Origin of the sequence: Kineococcus arenarius subsp. arenarius (assembly GCF_050871845.1) — a bacterium.
Lineage (GTDB): Bacteria > Actinomycetota > Actinomycetes > Actinomycetales > Kineococcaceae > Kineococcus.
Genome location: NZ_JBJLSE010000007.1, coordinates 38,167 through 53,060, shown reverse-complemented (window position 1 = coordinate 53,060; position 14,894 = coordinate 38,167). Strand labels below are relative to the sequence as shown.

13 protein-coding genes are annotated in these 14,894 nt (G+C 75.9%); 6 read left to right on the top strand and 7 right to left on the bottom strand.

What is annotated here, in order from left to right:
- The first annotated feature begins 159 nt into the window (after positions 1-159).
- From ACRYM0_RS03535 to ACRYM0_RS03525, 3 genes are all read left to right on the top strand, one after another.
- A complete protein-coding gene (locus ACRYM0_RS03535; RefSeq protein WP_432502203.1) occupies positions 160-1,083 on the top strand; it encodes a hypothetical protein in 924 nt (307 codons plus the stop codon).
- 9 nt (positions 1,084-1,092) lie between these two features.
- The gene (locus ACRYM0_RS03530) at positions 1,093-1,923 is read left to right on the top strand and encodes a hypothetical protein (protein WP_432502201.1); all 831 of its coding nucleotides are present in this window, start codon (positions 1,093-1,095) and stop codon (positions 1,921-1,923) included.
- Between the two features lie 91 nt (positions 1,924-2,014).
- Positions 2,015-2,296: a hypothetical protein gene (locus tag ACRYM0_RS03525; RefSeq protein ID WP_432502198.1), complete on the top strand. Its 282-nt coding sequence runs from the start codon at positions 2,015-2,017 to the stop codon at positions 2,294-2,296.
- A gap of 86 nt (positions 2,297-2,382) precedes the next feature.
- Here ACRYM0_RS03525 and ACRYM0_RS03520 read toward each other — a convergent pair whose 3' ends face one another.
- The 7 genes from ACRYM0_RS03520 to chvE form a co-directional block, all read right to left on the bottom strand.
- A complete protein-coding gene (locus ACRYM0_RS03520; RefSeq protein ID WP_432502195.1) occupies positions 2,383-2,820 on the bottom strand; it encodes a chemotaxis protein CheW in 438 nt (145 codons plus the stop codon).
- A 1-nt stretch (position 2,821) separates the two neighbouring features.
- A complete protein-coding gene (locus ACRYM0_RS03515) occupies positions 2,822-5,257 on the bottom strand; it encodes a chemotaxis protein CheA (protein WP_432502193.1) in 2,436 nt (811 codons plus the stop codon).
- 186 nt (positions 5,258-5,443) lie between these two features.
- A complete protein-coding gene (locus ACRYM0_RS03510) occupies positions 5,444-6,073 on the bottom strand; it encodes a GTP-binding protein (protein ID WP_432502190.1) in 630 nt (209 codons plus the stop codon).
- Positions 6,054-6,446 carry a DUF742 domain-containing protein gene (locus ACRYM0_RS03505; RefSeq protein WP_432502188.1) on the bottom strand — a complete coding sequence of 131 codons (393 nt, stop codon included), beginning with the start codon at positions 6,444-6,446 and terminating at the stop codon, positions 6,054-6,056. The genes ACRYM0_RS03510 and ACRYM0_RS03505 overlap by 20 nt, the downstream gene beginning before the upstream one ends.
- Before the next feature lie 7 nt (positions 6,447-6,453).
- Positions 6,454-6,900 carry a roadblock/LC7 domain-containing protein gene (locus ACRYM0_RS03500; RefSeq protein WP_432502186.1) on the bottom strand — a complete coding sequence of 149 codons (447 nt, stop codon included), beginning with the start codon at positions 6,898-6,900 and terminating at the stop codon, positions 6,454-6,456.
- 138 nt (positions 6,901-7,038) lie between these two features.
- Positions 7,039-9,996, bottom strand: coding sequence for a sensor histidine kinase (locus ACRYM0_RS03495; protein ID WP_432502184.1), 2,958 nt, complete (start codon positions 9,994-9,996; stop codon positions 7,039-7,041).
- A 242-nt stretch (positions 9,997-10,238) separates the two neighbouring features.
- Positions 10,239-11,312, bottom strand: a complete 1,074-nt coding sequence (gene chvE, locus ACRYM0_RS03490; RefSeq protein WP_432502251.1) for a multiple monosaccharide ABC transporter substrate-binding protein — start codon at positions 11,310-11,312, stop codon at positions 10,239-10,241.
- A gap of 110 nt (positions 11,313-11,422) precedes the next feature.
- Between chvE and mobA the strand changes: the two genes are divergently transcribed.
- From mobA to ACRYM0_RS03475, 3 genes are read left to right on the top strand one after another with little or no spacing between them, the layout of a single operon-like run.
- A complete protein-coding gene (gene mobA / locus ACRYM0_RS03485) occupies positions 11,423-12,073 on the top strand; it encodes a molybdenum cofactor guanylyltransferase (RefSeq protein WP_432502182.1) in 651 nt (216 codons plus the stop codon).
- Positions 12,074-12,083: 10 nt separating this feature from the next.
- The gene (locus ACRYM0_RS03480) at positions 12,084-13,076 is read left to right on the top strand and encodes an NAD(P)H-quinone oxidoreductase (RefSeq protein ID WP_432502180.1); all 993 of its coding nucleotides are present in this window, start codon (positions 12,084-12,086) and stop codon (positions 13,074-13,076) included.
- Positions 13,073-14,824, top strand: coding sequence for a glycoside hydrolase family 15 protein (locus tag ACRYM0_RS03475; protein WP_432502178.1), 1,752 nt, complete (start codon positions 13,073-13,075; stop codon positions 14,822-14,824). Before ACRYM0_RS03480 ends, ACRYM0_RS03475 begins: the two co-directional genes overlap by 4 nt.
- The last annotated feature ends 70 nt before the right edge of the window (positions 14,825-14,894 follow it).

The window sequence follows — 14,894 nt, the reverse complement described above, 5'->3', positions numbered from 1 at the left end:
CTGGACCGGGTGGTGTCCCGCCACCCTGACACCGCGTGTCGGCGCTCACCACGCGCCGTCACACGTACGGGTGCGTGCCACCCCCGGGACGGCGCACGCGGCGCAGCCGCGCTGCTGCGTCGGGGGGACGGCCGGGCGGGGCGGTCGTACCGTCGGACCATGGCAGGCCGGGGCGCGCCGGACGGGCGCGAGCGGGACCACCGCCCCGCGGGCGGTCCGCAGGAGCACGCGGACCACGAGGAGCACGGGGACCACGGGGAAGGGCCCGGCGGGGACCGGGACGAGGGCTGGGCGGCGTGGCTGCTCCTCGTGGCGGCGGCCGCGCCGGTGCTCCTGGCCGCGGAGGGGTGCCGGCGCTTCCTCGCCGGGGCCCGCGACCAGGAGAACTTCGGCTGGCGCTCCGGCGACCTGTTCGGCACCGACGAGGCCGCGGACGGTGCGGCGGCCCTGGACCTGGCGGACCGCTGGCCGGCGATGCTCGGCACGGTCCCCGCGGGCACCGCGCTGCTGGCGTCGGTGGTGGGGCTGCTGGCCCTGACGGGCGCGGCGCTGGCGGGGCGGCCGGGGTGGCTGGCCCCCGGGCGCCGGCAGCGCTGGGCCGGGGTGGCGGTGGCGGTGGTGGTCGTGCTGGGTGCGCTGGGGCTGGCGGCCGGCTCGCTGGTGACGGTGTCACGCTCCGGGCAGGACGAGGCGGGCCTGCCGTCCTTCGTGCTGGACACCTGGGGGTGGCTGGAGGCCGGCGTCCCGCTGGGCACGGCGCTGCTGTCGGCGGTCCTGGCGGGGCTGTGCGGGGCGGTGCTGCTGCGCACCGGGGAGCCGCCGGCAGCTCCCGTGCGCTCCCCCGCCGCCGGGCCGGCACCGCTGCACGAGCCCTCCCCCGAGCCCGAGCCCCAGCCGCGGTCCCGGCCCGAGCCCCGGCCCGAGCCCCGGCCCGAGGTGGCACCGGTGGTCCCGGCCCGGCGGGGGGAGCGCACCACCGGGGCGGTGGAGGGCCCACCCCGGCCGAGCTCTGAGGACCTCGCCCTCTACCGGCGCCCGCAGCGGGTGCGCGGAACACCCCACCGCGGCGGCGAGGCGCACTAGCGTCGTGGTGTGGCACACCGCGACGCCCCGGCCCCGGCGGAACCCGCCGCCACCGCCCCCACCGGTCCGGCGCGCCGGTCCCGGCGCCCGGGGGCGTGGGGCGGCTGGGCGCTGACCGCGGCGGTCGCCGTCCCGCCCGCGGTGTGCCTGGAGACGGCCCGACGCGTGCTGGACGGCTCCCTGGACACCACGTTCGGGCTGGTGGACGCCGCCACGGGGATGCTGAACGGCCCGCAGGGCCAGGCGAGCGCCACCTCCGCGCAACTGCTCGCGGAACGCTGGTCGCTGCTGTGGCAGCTGCAGCCGCCGCACGTGCCGCTGCTGGCGGGCGCGCTGGGGACGGTGGTGCTGGCGGCGCTGGTGCTCGCGGGCCGCCCCGCGGCGGTGGTGCCCCGCGCGGGGGCGCGCTGGGCCGCGACCGCGGTCGCCGGGTGCACCGCGCTGGCGGCCCTGGCGGCGCTGGCCGGGTTCGTCGCCCAGGTGGCCGGGCTGCTCCCGCGGGGGACGTGGCTGGTGGGCACGCCGTTCCTCTCGCACGGCACCGCCGCGGGGGTGCTCGTCCTGACGACCGCGCTGGCGACGGCGGCGGCGCTCACGCTGCTGCGGGCCCCCGGCGAGGCGGAGGACGAGACCGACGACGACCCGGAGGACGAGACCGGGGACGAGGAGGGCGGGGTCGTTCCCGCGCAGACCGCCGCACCGGGTCCCGCGCCGACCCGCGACCCGGCCCCGGACCCCGCCGTGCGGGAGCACGCCTCGCCCGTCCCCGCGGAGCACCGCGCCGAGGGTCCGCCCCGGGTGCGCGAGGGGGAGCTGGCGCTGTACCGCCGTCCCCGCTGACGGTCCGGGCCGCGCGTCCTCCCCCGGTAGCAGGCGCGTCTCCCGCTGCGGGGCGACGCGCGGGGCGGGCGGGGCGGGTCAGGATCGCGGCATGGACGACGAGGACACCACCACCGTCTGCCCGAGCTGCGGCACCGCGTTCGCGAGCCCGGCCGCCACCCTGGACCAGGCCGGCGTGCACCGGACCGTGCGCGTCTGGTTCACCGAGCAGACGTGGGACACCGGCGAGACGACCCGCCGGGCGTACGGGCAGTACCTGGTGGAGAACGGCGGGGAGGCGGTGGGGCGGTCCAGGTTCGTCGCCGACCTGGCCCGCCTGGGGGTGCTGGAGCGACCCGGCCCGGACGGCGCGACGGTGCTGGTCTGCCCCTGAACCGCGGCGCGCTCCCGGGCCGCTGCCGCGCCCGGGAACGCCGCAGGCCCCCCACCGGTGCGGTGGGGGGCCTGCGGGGGCGGGCGTCAGGCGGTGGCCGCGCCCTCGATCTCCAGCGCCTTGTCGACGTCGAGGACGAGCAGCAGCGCGTCGTCGAGCTTGTAGGCACCGCGGATCAGCTCGCGGATCGGCCCGGACAGCGTGTCCGGCGGCGGCTCGAAGGTCGCGTCGGCGGCCTCGATGACCCCGCCGATGGAGTCGACCAGCAGGCTCCAGACCTCCTCGGCGGCGCGCACCACGACGTTCATCGCGGCCTGGCCCTCGGCGCGGTCGGGCATGCCCAGCCGGCGGCGCAGGTCCAGCGCGGTGACGACCTGACCGCGCAGGTTGATCAGGCCGGCGACCGCGCGGGGCGCCAGCGGGGCGGGCGTGCGGGGCTGCTCGGTGAGCACCTCCTGCACGCGTCGGACCTCCACGCCGAACAGGTGTCCGGCGAGGGTGAAGGTGGCGTACTGCGTCGACACGTCAGACCCCCAGTCGAGAGGAAGCGGCAGCGAACTCGTTCTGAGCCTGCTCGGAGAAGAAGTTCGGGTCGGCCGCGAGGATCGCCGCGCGGACGTCCAGCAGTTCCGTGACGCGGTCGCGGATGACCGCCGAGCCGACCAGGCCGGCGTCGTCGATGTCGCTGCGCGCGTCCTGGCCCGACACGATGTCGACGATCTCGTCGACGACGATCGCGACGGAGCGGCCGCGGGCCGAGTACACGACGCCGGGCAGCGAGGTGAGCTCCGGCTCGTCGAAGCCGCGCATGCTGCCCAGGTGGTTGGACAGGCGCACCAGCGGCAGGATCTCGCCGCGGTAGCGGACGACCTCGCGGCGCCCGACGCGCTCGATGGAGTCGGTCTTGAACTCCTCCAGGCGCGTGACGACGTCCAGCGGGATCGCGACCCGGCGGTCGTCGCCCAGGCCGACGACCAGCAGGCGCTGGCCCTCGCCGGTGGCGGCGGCGGTCGCGGCGGCCTCGGCGGCCACGTGCTCCAGGCCGTCGGCGCGCATGGTGCGCCGGGCCAGCGACTGCACGTCCAGGATCAGCGAGACGCGGCCGTCGCCGGCGATGGTGGCGCCCGCGTAGGTGCCGATGCCCTTCAGCGCCCCGGAGAGCGGCTTGACGACGATCTCCTCGGTGTCCAGGACGCGGTCGACGACGAGGCCGAAGCGGCGCCCGTCGCACTCCAGGACGGCGATGACGAGCTTGCTGGAGACCTCCACGCCGGCGGGGCGCTGCAGCTCCAGCGCCTCCTCCAGGCGGATCAGCGGCAGCAGCGCGCCGCGCAGGCGGTAGACCTTCGCACCGCCGACGTCCTCGATGGCCTTGGCCATGCGCTCGGCGTCCAGGCTGACGAGCTCGAGCAGGTTGACCTGGGGCATGGCGTAGCGCTGGCCGGCGCACTCGACCGTCAGGGCCGGCACGATCGCCAGGGTCAGCGGGATGCGCAGGCGCCAGACGGTGCCCGCACCGGGGGTGGACTCGACGTCGACGGAGCCGCCGATGCGCTCGATGTTCGTCTTGACGACGTCCATCCCGACGCCGCGGCCGGAGACGTTGGTGACCTTCGCCGCGGTGGAGAACCCGGGCAGGAAGAGGAACTGCAGGATGTCGTTGCTGGTCAGGCCCTCCAGCTTGGCGGCGGAGACCAGGCCCTTCTCGACGGCCTTGGCGCCGATGACGGCCGGGTCGATGCCCTTGCCGTCGTCGCGGACCTCGACGACGACCTGGCCGCCCTCGTGCGCGGCGCGCAGCTTCAGGGTGCCGACCTCGTTCTTGCCGGCCGCGCGGCGCACCTCCGGCGGCTCGATGCCGTGGTCGACGGCGTTGCGGACGATGTGGGTCAACGGGTCCTTGACCGCTTCCAGCAGGGTGCGGTCGAGCTCGGTCTCGCCGCCCTCCATCTCCAGCTTGATCTTGCGGCCCAGCATGTTGCCGAGGTCGCGCACGACGCGCGGCAGCTTCGACCACAGGTGGTCGATGGCCTGCATGCGGGTGCGCATGACGCTCTCCTGCATCTCGCTGGCCACCAGGTTCAGGCGGTGGCAGGCGCGGGTGAGCTCCTCGTCGCGCAGCCCGGAGGCGCGCTGGAGGATCTGGTTGCGGGCCAGGACCAGCTCACCGGCCTGGCGAACCAGGGACTCCAGCAGCTCCACGTCCACGCGGATGGTCGCCTCGGCGGCGGACGCCTTCTCGGGGGCGGCGCCGGCGGGGGCGGCACCACCGGCGGGAGCGGCGGGGACGGGGGCGGGGGCCGCGGCGGGGACCTCGGCCACCGGTGCGGCGACCTCGACGACCGGGGCCGGCTCCTCGGCGACCGTCTCCTCGACGGCGGGGGCCTCGGCCTCGGCCGGCTCCTCGACGACCGTCTCCTCGACGGCGGGGGTCTCGGCCTCGACCGGCACCTCGGCGGCGGGGGTCTCGAGGACCGGCGCCTCGACGACCGGGGCGGGGGCCTCGACCATCGGGGCCGGGGCCTCGGAGGAGACCTCCACGCCCGCGCCGTCGGCGGGCGGCAGCACCGGCTCCTCGCCGTCCAGGACGGCGCGGATCGCGGTGACCACCTGGTCGACCTCGACGGACGCCTCGGCGCCGTTCTCCTCGATGGAGGACAGCAGCGCGCGGATCGTGTCGACCATGCGCAGCAGGACGTCGGTGGTGACCGGGGTCATGACGAGCTGGCCGTCGCGCAGGCGGGCGAGCAGGTTCTCACCGACGTGGGCGACCGACTCCAGGCGGGAGAACGCCAGGAAGCCGCTGGTGCCCTTGATGGTGTGGATGGTGCGGAAGACGCTCGCCAGCAGCTCGCGGGAGCCGGGCTGCTGCTCCAGCGCGACGAGGTCGGAGTCCAGCTGGTCCAGGTTCTCGTAGCTCTCGACGAGGAACTCCTGGACGATCTCGTCCATGTCGTCCACGTGGCACTCCCGCTTCTCGCGTCGGTGCGGCCCGGTCGGGCCGCGGCATCCTGCTCACAGTGCTCATCGGCAGGTCGGGCCCCGAGCTGAAACGTCACCCGCCCGGCGGGTCCTCGACGTGGAGGTCCCCACGACGCAGGACGCCGGCCCCCCCGAGGGGGACCGGCGTCCTGCGTCGTGCCGAGCTCAGCCGGCGTTGAGCCGGGACAGGGCCGTCTGCACGAGCGTGATGAGGCTGTGCTTGGTCGCGGCCTTGCTGCGCGCGTCGGTGTAGACGAACGGCACGTGCTCCGGCACCGCGAGGGCCTCGCGGACGGAGTTCAGGTCGTGCTGCGCCACGCCGTCGAAGCAGTTCACCGCGACGACGAACGGGATGCCGCGGGACTCGAAGTAGTCCACGGCCGGGAAGCACTGGTCGAGGCGGTCGGTGTCGACCAGCACGACCGCGCCGATGGCGCCCTTCACCAGGTCGTCCCACATGAAGAGGAAGCGGTCCTGGCCGGGGGTGCCGAACAGGTACAGCCACAGGTTGCCCGGCAGGGCGATGCGGCCGAAGTCCATGGCGACGGTGGTGGAGGTCTTGCGGTCGGAGTTCAGGCCCGCGTCGTCCACGCCGACCGAGTGCTCGGTCATCGCGGCCTCGGTGCGCAGCGGCTCGATGTCGGAGATCGACCCGATGAAGGTCGTCTTGCCGACGGCGAACCCGCCGGCCACGACGATCTTGACGACGGTGGGCGGGGCGATGGGCTCCGTGGCGGTTCCCCCGGCAACAACGCCTGGCGCGGGGGTGCTCACGTCAGAGCGAGGAAATGCCATTGAGAACACTCTCCAGGACGCTGATGGTGGTCGCGGGTTGGGGGGAGGTGGCCAGCGTGAGGCCGTGGACGCGGATCTTCCCCGACGCGGCGAGATCGCTCACCACGACGCGGACGACACCGACGGGCAGGTGGACGTGGGCGGACAGCTCGGCGATCGACAGGTACGAGGTCCTGGTGAGTTCCAGGATCTTCCGCCGTTCCGGGGTCATGCCGACCTCCGGCTCCGCCAGCGCCTCCACGAGCGCCTCGACCGGCAGGTCGGCGTTCGTGGGGCGGGTGCGCCCACCGGTGACGGTGTACGGGCGGACGGTGAACTCCTCGGCGTCCTCGTCGTCGTCGGACCAGAGGTCCGCGCTCCCTGCTGCTGTCATGGCGGCGTCACCACCGGGCGCCGGCGGGCGCGGAGACGGGCAGCGCGGCCCGCATCTCCGAGACCAGCTGCGGGGTGAGGACGGACTCGAAGCGCTGCACCAGCATCGCCATCTCGTAACCGATGAGCCCGACGTCGCAGCCGGCCTCCGCGGCCACGGCCAGCACCGAGCCGTCGGAGACGTTGACGAGGAAGAAGAACGAGTCGTCCATCTCGATGATGGCCTGGCGCACCTCGCCGGACTCCAGCTGGCGGGCGGCGCCCCGGGCCAGGCTGGAGACGCCGGAGACGATGGCGGCGAGCTGGTCACCGGCCTCGCGGTGGAGCAGGTCGGACATCGCCATGAGCAGGCCGTCCGCCGAGACGACGACGGTGTGCTGAACACCGGGGGTGCTTCGGACGAAGTTGTCGAGGAGCCAGCTGAAGTCGGCGGCCTCGGAGCTAAGCGCGGTCACAGTGGGTTCCTCTTCTCGGAGCTGCTCCGGACATCCGGTGCACGGTCGGGATCGTGGTGGTTTCGGTCGTGGTCGTGCGGTCGGGCGGGCGGTGGCCCGACCCGTCCCCGCGGCCCCCGGGAGGGGCCGCGGGAAGCATCAGGCGTCGCCATCGGCACCGCCCGGGTGGGCGGGGACCGTCGGCGCGTCGCCCTCGGCGCGGCCGCGGGACACGCCGGCCTGGAAGCCGGACAGCATCGAGCGGACGTCGGCGGGGGCGCGGCGCTGGCGGGCGGCCGCGGGACGGACCGGCGCGGGCTTGGCCGCGGCCGGGGTGGCCCCGGCCTGGCGACGCACCAGCGGCGCGGAGCCCTTGCCCATCGCGGGGTTGAAGCCCTGGCCCTCGGTGAGGGCGGAGAGGGCCTCGGCGGCCAGCGCGTTGCGCTGGCGCAGCGTGTCACCCACGGTGCGGGCGACCGGCGTGACGGCGACCGGCGTGACGGCGACCGGCGTGACGGCGACCGGCGTGACGGCGGCCTCGGGGGCCGTGGCCTGGGCCGGGACGACCGGCACCGCGCGGGCGGGCTCGGCCGGGGCCGCGGCGGGCTCCGGCGCGAGGGGGGCTCGCACCGCGTCGGGGACCTGCGCGGCGGCAGCGTCCTGCGCGACGGCCGGGGCCTCGGGGGCCGGCTCCTCGGCCGCGGTCCCCGCCGCACGGCGGCGGGAGGTCCAGAAGGCCTCGGCCGCCGTCTTGGGCGGGGTGGCGGAGTCGCGCACGGCGCGGGGCTTGCGGCCGGCGCGGGGCAGGATGTCCTGCGCCGCGGCCAGCGAGGCGGGCGCCTCGGCCTTGCGCTCGCGCTTGGGCATCGCCGGCAGCGCGTCGGCCGGTGCGCTGGGCGCGGAGATCGGCTGCCAGCCCGGCTCGGCCGCCGGGGCGGCCGGGGTGACGGGGGCGGCCGGGGTGACGGGGGCGGCCGGGGCGGCGGGAGCCGCCGCGGCGCGGGCCTCGTCGGCGCCGGCGCCGCGGGTGGGCTTGCGGCGCGTGGGCAGGCTGCGGCCGGTGCCGGTCACCTGGGGCGCCGGGGCGGAGACCCCGGACTCGGTGGCCGCGCTGGCGGCGGAGCGCTCCAGCGTGACGGACAGGGCGCTGCCCACGCCGTCCGCGGCGAGCGGGTTCGCGACGATCGTCGAGGCACCCGCCGGAGCGGCGGGCAGCGCCACGGCGTCCGCGTCGGCGGCCGGCTCGGCCGCCGGCAGGGCCGGCGGGCCGTCCGGGGCGTCCAGTTCCGGCACCTGGGCCGAGACGCTGCCCGGGGTGAACACGGCCGGCCCCAGCAGCAGGGTCACCGAGGTGCCCTCGCCCTCGGTGGAGTCGAACGCGACGTCCAGGTCGAGGCGGGCGGCCAGGCGGCCGACCACGTAGAACCCGAGGCGCTGGGCGCCGACGAACTCGCTGGCGCGGCCGCCGTCGATGCGCTCGCGGGCGGCGCGCACCTCCTCCTCGTCCATGCCCAGGCCGGTGTCGGTGATCGTCACCTCGATGCCGCGCGGCCCCTCCTTGGTGCCCACGACGACGCGGGAACCGGGGTCGGAGAAGTTGGTGGCGTTCTCCAGCAGCTCGGCGAGCAGGTGCGCCATGGACAGCGCGAGGTGGCCGACGACGGGCGGGTCCACCTGCAGCGCCAGGTCGACGCGGTCGTAGTGCTCGATCTCGCCGGCCGCGGTGCGGATCACGTCCGACAGCGGCAGCGGGCGGCGCAGGCGGCGGCCGGTGTTGATGCCGGCCAGGACGAGCAGGGACTCGGCGTTGCGCCGCATCCGGGTCGCCAGGTGGTCGAGGGTGAACAGGTCCTCGAGGGTGTCAGGGTTCTCCTCGGTGCGCTCCAGCTGGTCCAGGAAGGACAGCTGGCGGGCCAGCAGCGCCTGGTCGCGGCGGGCGACGTTGATGAACATCTCGGCGATGGAGGCGCGCAGGGCGGCCTGCTCACCGGCGATCCGGAACGTGGTCTCGTTCAGGTCGTTGATGACGTGCGCGACCTGGCCGATCTCGTCGGTGCTGCTGACGGTCAGCGGGGTGAACTCCACGCCCGGGCCCTCACCCGGGGTCTGCATGCGCTCGACCATGCGGGGCAGCTCGTCGCGCACCTCGATGGCGGCGGCGGACAGGGCGCGCAGCCGGGTGCCGATGCTGCGGGCGGCGGTGAGGGCGAAGAAGACGGTGCCGCCGGCGACGAGCAGCGTCAGCAGGCTCAGCAGGAGGCCTTCCCACACGGCGGTGGCGGCGTCCTGGTCACCGTGGTCGGAGACGTGCTCGCCGGCGGTGTCGGCGGCCTGGTTGAGGGCGTCGACGACCGTGGTGGTCGCGGTCATCCACTCGTCCTGCGTGAAGGACGGGACGCCGGAACCGGCGGCGGTGAAGGCGTTGCGGTCCTTGCTGACGAAGGCGCGCGCCTGGGCGGCCTGGCTGGCGTTCAGGACGGTGTCGACCTCGGCGAGCAGCTCGGCGCTCAGCTGCGCCTCGGCCTGCTCGGCGTAGAACTCCTGCTGCGCGATGGAGGTGGCGCGCACCTGCGCCACGCTGGTGGAGGAGATGCCGCTGAGCACCAGCAGGCCGGCGGCCTGCTCGCGGGAGGCGGCCTCGCTCTGCTTGACCAGGTAGGCGAAGCCGGCCTGCTCGCGGGCGAGCTCGCGGTCGTCGGAGTCCGCCGCGATGGCCAGCGCCAGGTCGGAGTAGACGGAGATGAAGCCGTCGAAGGCGGTGAGGGTCTGCGCCGCGGTGGTGTTGCCGCCGTCGATGACCGCGCGCACGCGGGAGATCTCGGTGGTGGCGCTGGTGGCCTCGGCCACCGCCGCCGCGGTCGCGGACCCGTCGTCGGTCGCCAGGCCGACCTCGGTCAGCTCCGCGCCCAGGGCCGCGGTGGCGGCGTCGGTCGCCGCGCGGGCCGCGGTGATCTCCTCGGCGGTGGTGCCCGACCCCTCGACGAGGGAGCTGACGCTGACCAGGCGCTCGTTCTGCAGGGCCACGAGCAGCTGGCTGCCCTCGTCGGCGGTGCCGGCGAACTTCGCGATGCGCCGCGTCTCGACGGCGGCGGAGATGAATCGGACGTCGAGCGCCACGGCAGCGACCAGGAGCACCGTGAGCGGGACCGAGAGGAGTACCAGGAGCCTGGCTCTGATGCTCAGGTTGCGGAGCATGTCGACCTTCCGTACGTGAGTGGGCCTGAGGAGTGCCCACCCGGTGGTGGAGCAGACCTGCGTGTCATCGGGAGTTCCGCCCGCCGGGTTGAGCGCCGGGCGCGGCGGTTCGCCCGGAGGGACGTACCGGCGCCCCCGCCGGGCGGCCGGGGGCGCCGGACGGGTCAGCCGGCGAGCTGCTCGGCGGTGTAGTAGCCGCTGTCGACGAGCACCTGCTGGACGTTCGACGCGTCGACGCCGACGGGCTCGAGCAGGTCCGCGGGGACCTCCTTCACGCCGTTGTCGCTGACGGTGGTCGTCGTCGGCTCCTCGCCGGCCAGGACCGCCTCGGACATCTGCACGGTGGCCCGGGCGAGCTCGCGGGTGTCCTTGAACACGGTCTGGGACTGCTCACCGGCGATGATCGACCTCACCGACTCCAGCTCGGCGTCCTGGCCGGTGACCACGGGCAGCGGCTGCGAGGACCCGTAGCCGTGGGCCTGCAGGGCGGCGATGATCGCCCGGCTCATCCCGTCGTAGGGCGACAGGACGGCGTCGAGGCGGGTGCCGGAGTAGTTCGCGGCCAGGACGCTCTCCAGGCGGGACGCGGCGGTGGCGCCGTCCCAGCGCTCGGTGGAGATCTGGTCCATGGAGGTCTGGCCGCTGCGGACGACGAGGGCGCCGGAGTCCAGGTGGGGCTGCAGCACCTCCATCGCGCCGTCGAGGAAGGCGTAGGAGTTGTTGTCGTCGGGGGAACCGGCGAACAGCTCGATCGTCTTCGGGGAGGCGGGGTCCGGGGCGAGCGCGTCGACGAGGTGCTGGGCCTGCAGCCGGCCGACCTCGAGGTTGTCGAAGGAGGCGTAGTAGTCGACCGCCTCGCTGCCGACGACCAGGCGGTCGTAGGCGATGACGGGGATCTGCGCGTCCTCGGCCTGCTGCAGCACGCCGGTGAGCTGCTGGCCGTCGATGGCGGCGACGACGAGCAGGCTGACGCCGTCCTCGATCATCCCCTGGATCTGGCTGACCTGGCTGTCGACGTCGTCCTCGCCGTACTGCAGGTCGGTGGTGTACCCGGCCGCCTCGAACAGGTCGACCATGCTCGCGCCGTCGGAGAGCCAGCGGGTCGAGGAGGTGGTGGGCATGGCGATGCCCACGCTGCGCTTGCCGTCGTCCTCCGCCTCGGCGGCGTCGGCGCCGCCGCTGCAGGCGGTCAGCACCAGGGTGGCGCCGACGAGCACGAGCGCGAAGCTCTTCTTCAGCACGGGTGGCTCCTTCGTGGTCGGCGTCGGGGTCCGGGTGGTCCGGCGGCGCGTGCGGGTGGTGCGGGGGCCGGTGGGCGGGCCCGGCGGGGGCCGGGGACGATGGCCGGGTGCCCGAGCTCTCCCCGGACGGATCGGCCGACGTGGTCCTGCTGGCGGGCGGCGCGGGGCGCCGCTTCGCCGCGCAGCGCCCCGGTGTGGACAAGCTCACCGTTCAGTTGTGCGACACCACCCTCATCGGGCGCCTGGTCGCCGACCTTCAGCCCCGCTGGCGGATCCTGCTCGTGGGTCACCCGCTCGCAGCAGCGACGGCACCCGGTCGGGTGGTGCAGCTGCGCGAGGACCCGCCCGGCGGGGGGCCGCTGCCGGCGCTCGCCGCGGGCCTGGAGCGGTCCGGGGCGCCCGCGGTCGTCGTCCTGGGCGGTGACCAGCCGTTCGCGGCGAGCGCGGTGCCGCGGCTGCTGGCCGCGCTGGCCGCCGAACCCGGGGCCCTGGCCGCGGTGGGGGTGGACCCGACCGGCCGCCGGCAGCCGCTGCTCTCGGCGCTGCGGCGCGAGCGGGCCCTGCGGGCGGTGCGGGAGCTGGCCGCCGCCGGCGGCCTGGCGGGACGGCCGCTGCGGGCGCTGCTGACCCCCGGTGCGCACGGCGGCCTGGTCGAGGTGCCCGTCAGCGGGCGCGAGTGCCTGGACGTCGACGTGCCGGCGGACCTGGAGCGGGCCCGGGCGCTGCTCGCGGGGGCGCCGGAGCAGCCCGGCACGTAGTGTCCCCGGCGTGCGCGCAGTGACGGTGTCCGAGCCGGGTGGCCCCGAGGTCCTCGTGGTGCGGGAGGTGCCGGACCCGCGACCGGGCCCGGGCGAGGTGGTCGTCGAGGTGGTCGCGGCGGGCGTGAACCGCGCCGACGTGATGCAGCGGCTGGGCCGGTACCCGTCCCCGCCCGGGTCGCCCGAGCACCCCGGCCTCGAGGTCTCCGGCCGGGTGGCCGAGCTCGGCGAGGGCGTCAGCGGCTGGCGGGTGGGCGAGGAGGTGTGCGCGCTGCTGGGCGGCGGCGGGTACGCCGAGCGGGTCGCGGTGCCGGCCGGGCAGCTGCTGCCGGTGCCGGCGGGCGTGGACCTGGTGGACGCCGCCGCGCTGCCCGAGGTCGCCGCCACGGTGTGGTCCAACGTGTTCACCCTGGCGGGGCTGCGCCCGGGTGAGCTGCTGCTGGTGCACGGCGGTTCCAGCGGCATCGGCACGATGGCGGTGCAGCTGGCGCGGGCGGTGGGTGCGCGGGTGGCGGTGACGGCCGGGTCGGCGGCCAAGCTGGAGCGCTGCGCGCAGCTGGGCGCCCAGCTGGGCGTGAACTACCGCGAGGACGACTTCGTCGAGGCGGTGCGCCGCTTCGAACCGGCCGGCGCGGACGTCGTCCTGGACGTGGTGGGGGGCCCGTACCTGGCGCGCAACGTGGACGTCCTGGCCACGGGCGGGCGGCTGGTGGTCATCGGCACCCAGGGCGGCACCCGCGCCGAGCTGGACCTGGGGCGGTTGCTCGCCAAGCGCGCCTCGGTGCACGCGACGACGCTGCGGGCGCGCCCGGCGGCGGAGAAGGCGGCGATCGTGGCGGGCGTGCGCGACCACGTCTGGCCGCTGGTGGCCGACGGCGCGGTGCGGCCCGTGGTGCACGAGCGGTTCGCCCTGGAGGACGCGGCGCGCGCCCACGAGGTGATGGAGGGTTCCTCGCACGTCGGCAAGCTGCTGCTGACCACGGGGGCGCGGGGTCCGGCGTGACGCCGGAGGAGATCGCGGCGCGCTTCCCGCCGCAGGTGCTGCGCGAGTACGCCCTGGTGGCGGACGGCGCGCGCGGCGCGGTCGTCGGCCCGCGCGGGGACGTGGTGTGGATGTGCGCGCCGGGCTGGCACGACGACGCGGTGATCTCCTCGCTGCTGGGCGGGCGCGGGGTGTTCGCGGTCACGCCGGCGCACCCGTTCGTCTGGGGCGGCTGGTACGAGGAGGGCACGCTCGTCTTCCACCACCGCTGGACCAGCCGGGGCGACGGCACGGTGGAGTGCCGCGACGCCATGGCGATGCCGAGCGACCCGCACCGGGCGGTGCTGCTGCGCCAGGTCGTCGCGGTGGACGGCGACGCCGAGGTGGACGTGGTGCTGGACCTGCGGGCCCGTTTCGGCGCCCGGGCGCTGCGCGAGGTGCGCCGCGACGACGAGGGCCGCTGGCACGCGCGCACGGACGGGTTGCGGGTGCGGCTGTCGGGGCTGCCGGGCGCCGAGGTGGACGACGGGGTGCTCACCGGGCGGTTGCGGGTGCCGGCGGGCGGTCGGCACGACCTCGTGCTGGAGGTGTCCGACGCGCGGCTGCCGGAGCCGGTGGACCCGGAGCACGCGTGGGCCTCGACGCTGCACACGTGGCGCTCGGCGGTCCCGGAGATCGCGCACTCGGTGGCGCCGGCGGAGGCGCGGCACTCCTACGCGGTGATCCGCGGCCTGACCTCCGACGACGGCGGGATGGTGGCGGCGGCCACGACGTCGCTGCCCGAGCACGCCGAGCACGGCCGCAGCTACGACTACCGCTACGCGTGGGTGCGCGACCAGTGCTACGCGGGGCTGGCGATGGCGGCCTGCGGCGGCCCGTACCCGCTGTTCGACACGCTCGTGGGGTTCGTGGTGCGGCGGGTGCTGGCGGACGGGCCCGGCCTGGTGCCGGCGTACACGGTGCACGGCGAGGTGGTGCCGGCCGAGCGCAGCACGGGGCTGCCGGGGTACCCGGGCGGGTGGGACGTCGTCGGCAACCACGTGCGCGAGCAGTTCCAGCTCGACGTGTTCGGCACGGTGCTGCAGCTGCTGGCCGCGGCGATCGAGCACGACCGGCTGGACGCCGACGGGTGGCGGGCGGTGGACGTGGCCGTGACGGCGGTCGAGCAGCGCTGGCGGGAACCCGAGGCGGGGATCTGGGAGCTGGAGGGGGACTGGTGGACGCACTCGCGCCTGGAGTGCGTGGCGGGGCTGCGGGCCGTCGCGGCGGTCGCGCCCCCGCAGGACGCGGTGCGCACCGCCACGCTGGCGGACGCGATCCTCGCCGAGACGTCGCGCCGCTGCCTGCACCCGGACGAGGGGCGCTGGCAGCGCAGCCCGGGGCAGCCGGGCGTGGACGCGGCGCTGCTGCGCCCGGCGCTGCACGGCGCCACGCCGCTGGACGACCCGAGGCACCGGGCCACGCTGGTCGCCGTGCGGCGCGACCTGGTCGTCGACCACCACGTGTACCGCTACTCCCCCGACTCGATGCCGCTGGGCTCGACCGAGGGCGCGTTCCTGCTGTGCGGTTTCCTGCTGGCCGAGGCGCTGCACGCCGACGGCCAGCGGGTGGAGGCGTTCCGGTTCTTCGAGCGCAACCGGGCCGCGTGCGGGCCGGCGGCGCTGCTGGCGGAGGAGTGGGACGTGCAGCAGCGCCAGCTGCGCGGGAACCTGCCGCAGGCGTTCGTGCACGCGGCCCTGCTGCACAGCTCGGTGCGCCTGGGCACCTGACCCGCCCGAGCCCGTCGTCCCACCCCGCCACCGGAGAACCCTGCGGTGATCATGCATCGTTGAGACCTCA

What these genes read in the sequence shown, in the direction of transcription:
- ACRYM0_RS03535 (WP_432502203.1), top strand. Translation starts at nt 160, where the DNA reads ATGGCAGGCCGGGGCGCGCCGGACGGGCGCGAGCGGGACCACCGCCCC.
- ACRYM0_RS03525 (WP_432502198.1), top strand. Translation starts at nt 2,015, where the DNA reads ATGGACGACGAGGACACCACCACCGTCTGCCCGAGCTGCGGCACCGCG.
- ACRYM0_RS03510 (WP_432502190.1), bottom strand. Translation starts at nt 6,073, where the DNA reads ATGGCATTTCCTCGCTCTGACGTGAGCACCCCCGCGCCAGGCGTTGTT.
- ACRYM0_RS03505 (WP_432502188.1), bottom strand. Translation starts at nt 6,446, where the DNA reads ATGACAGCAGCAGGGAGCGCGGACCTCTGGTCCGACGACGACGAGGAC.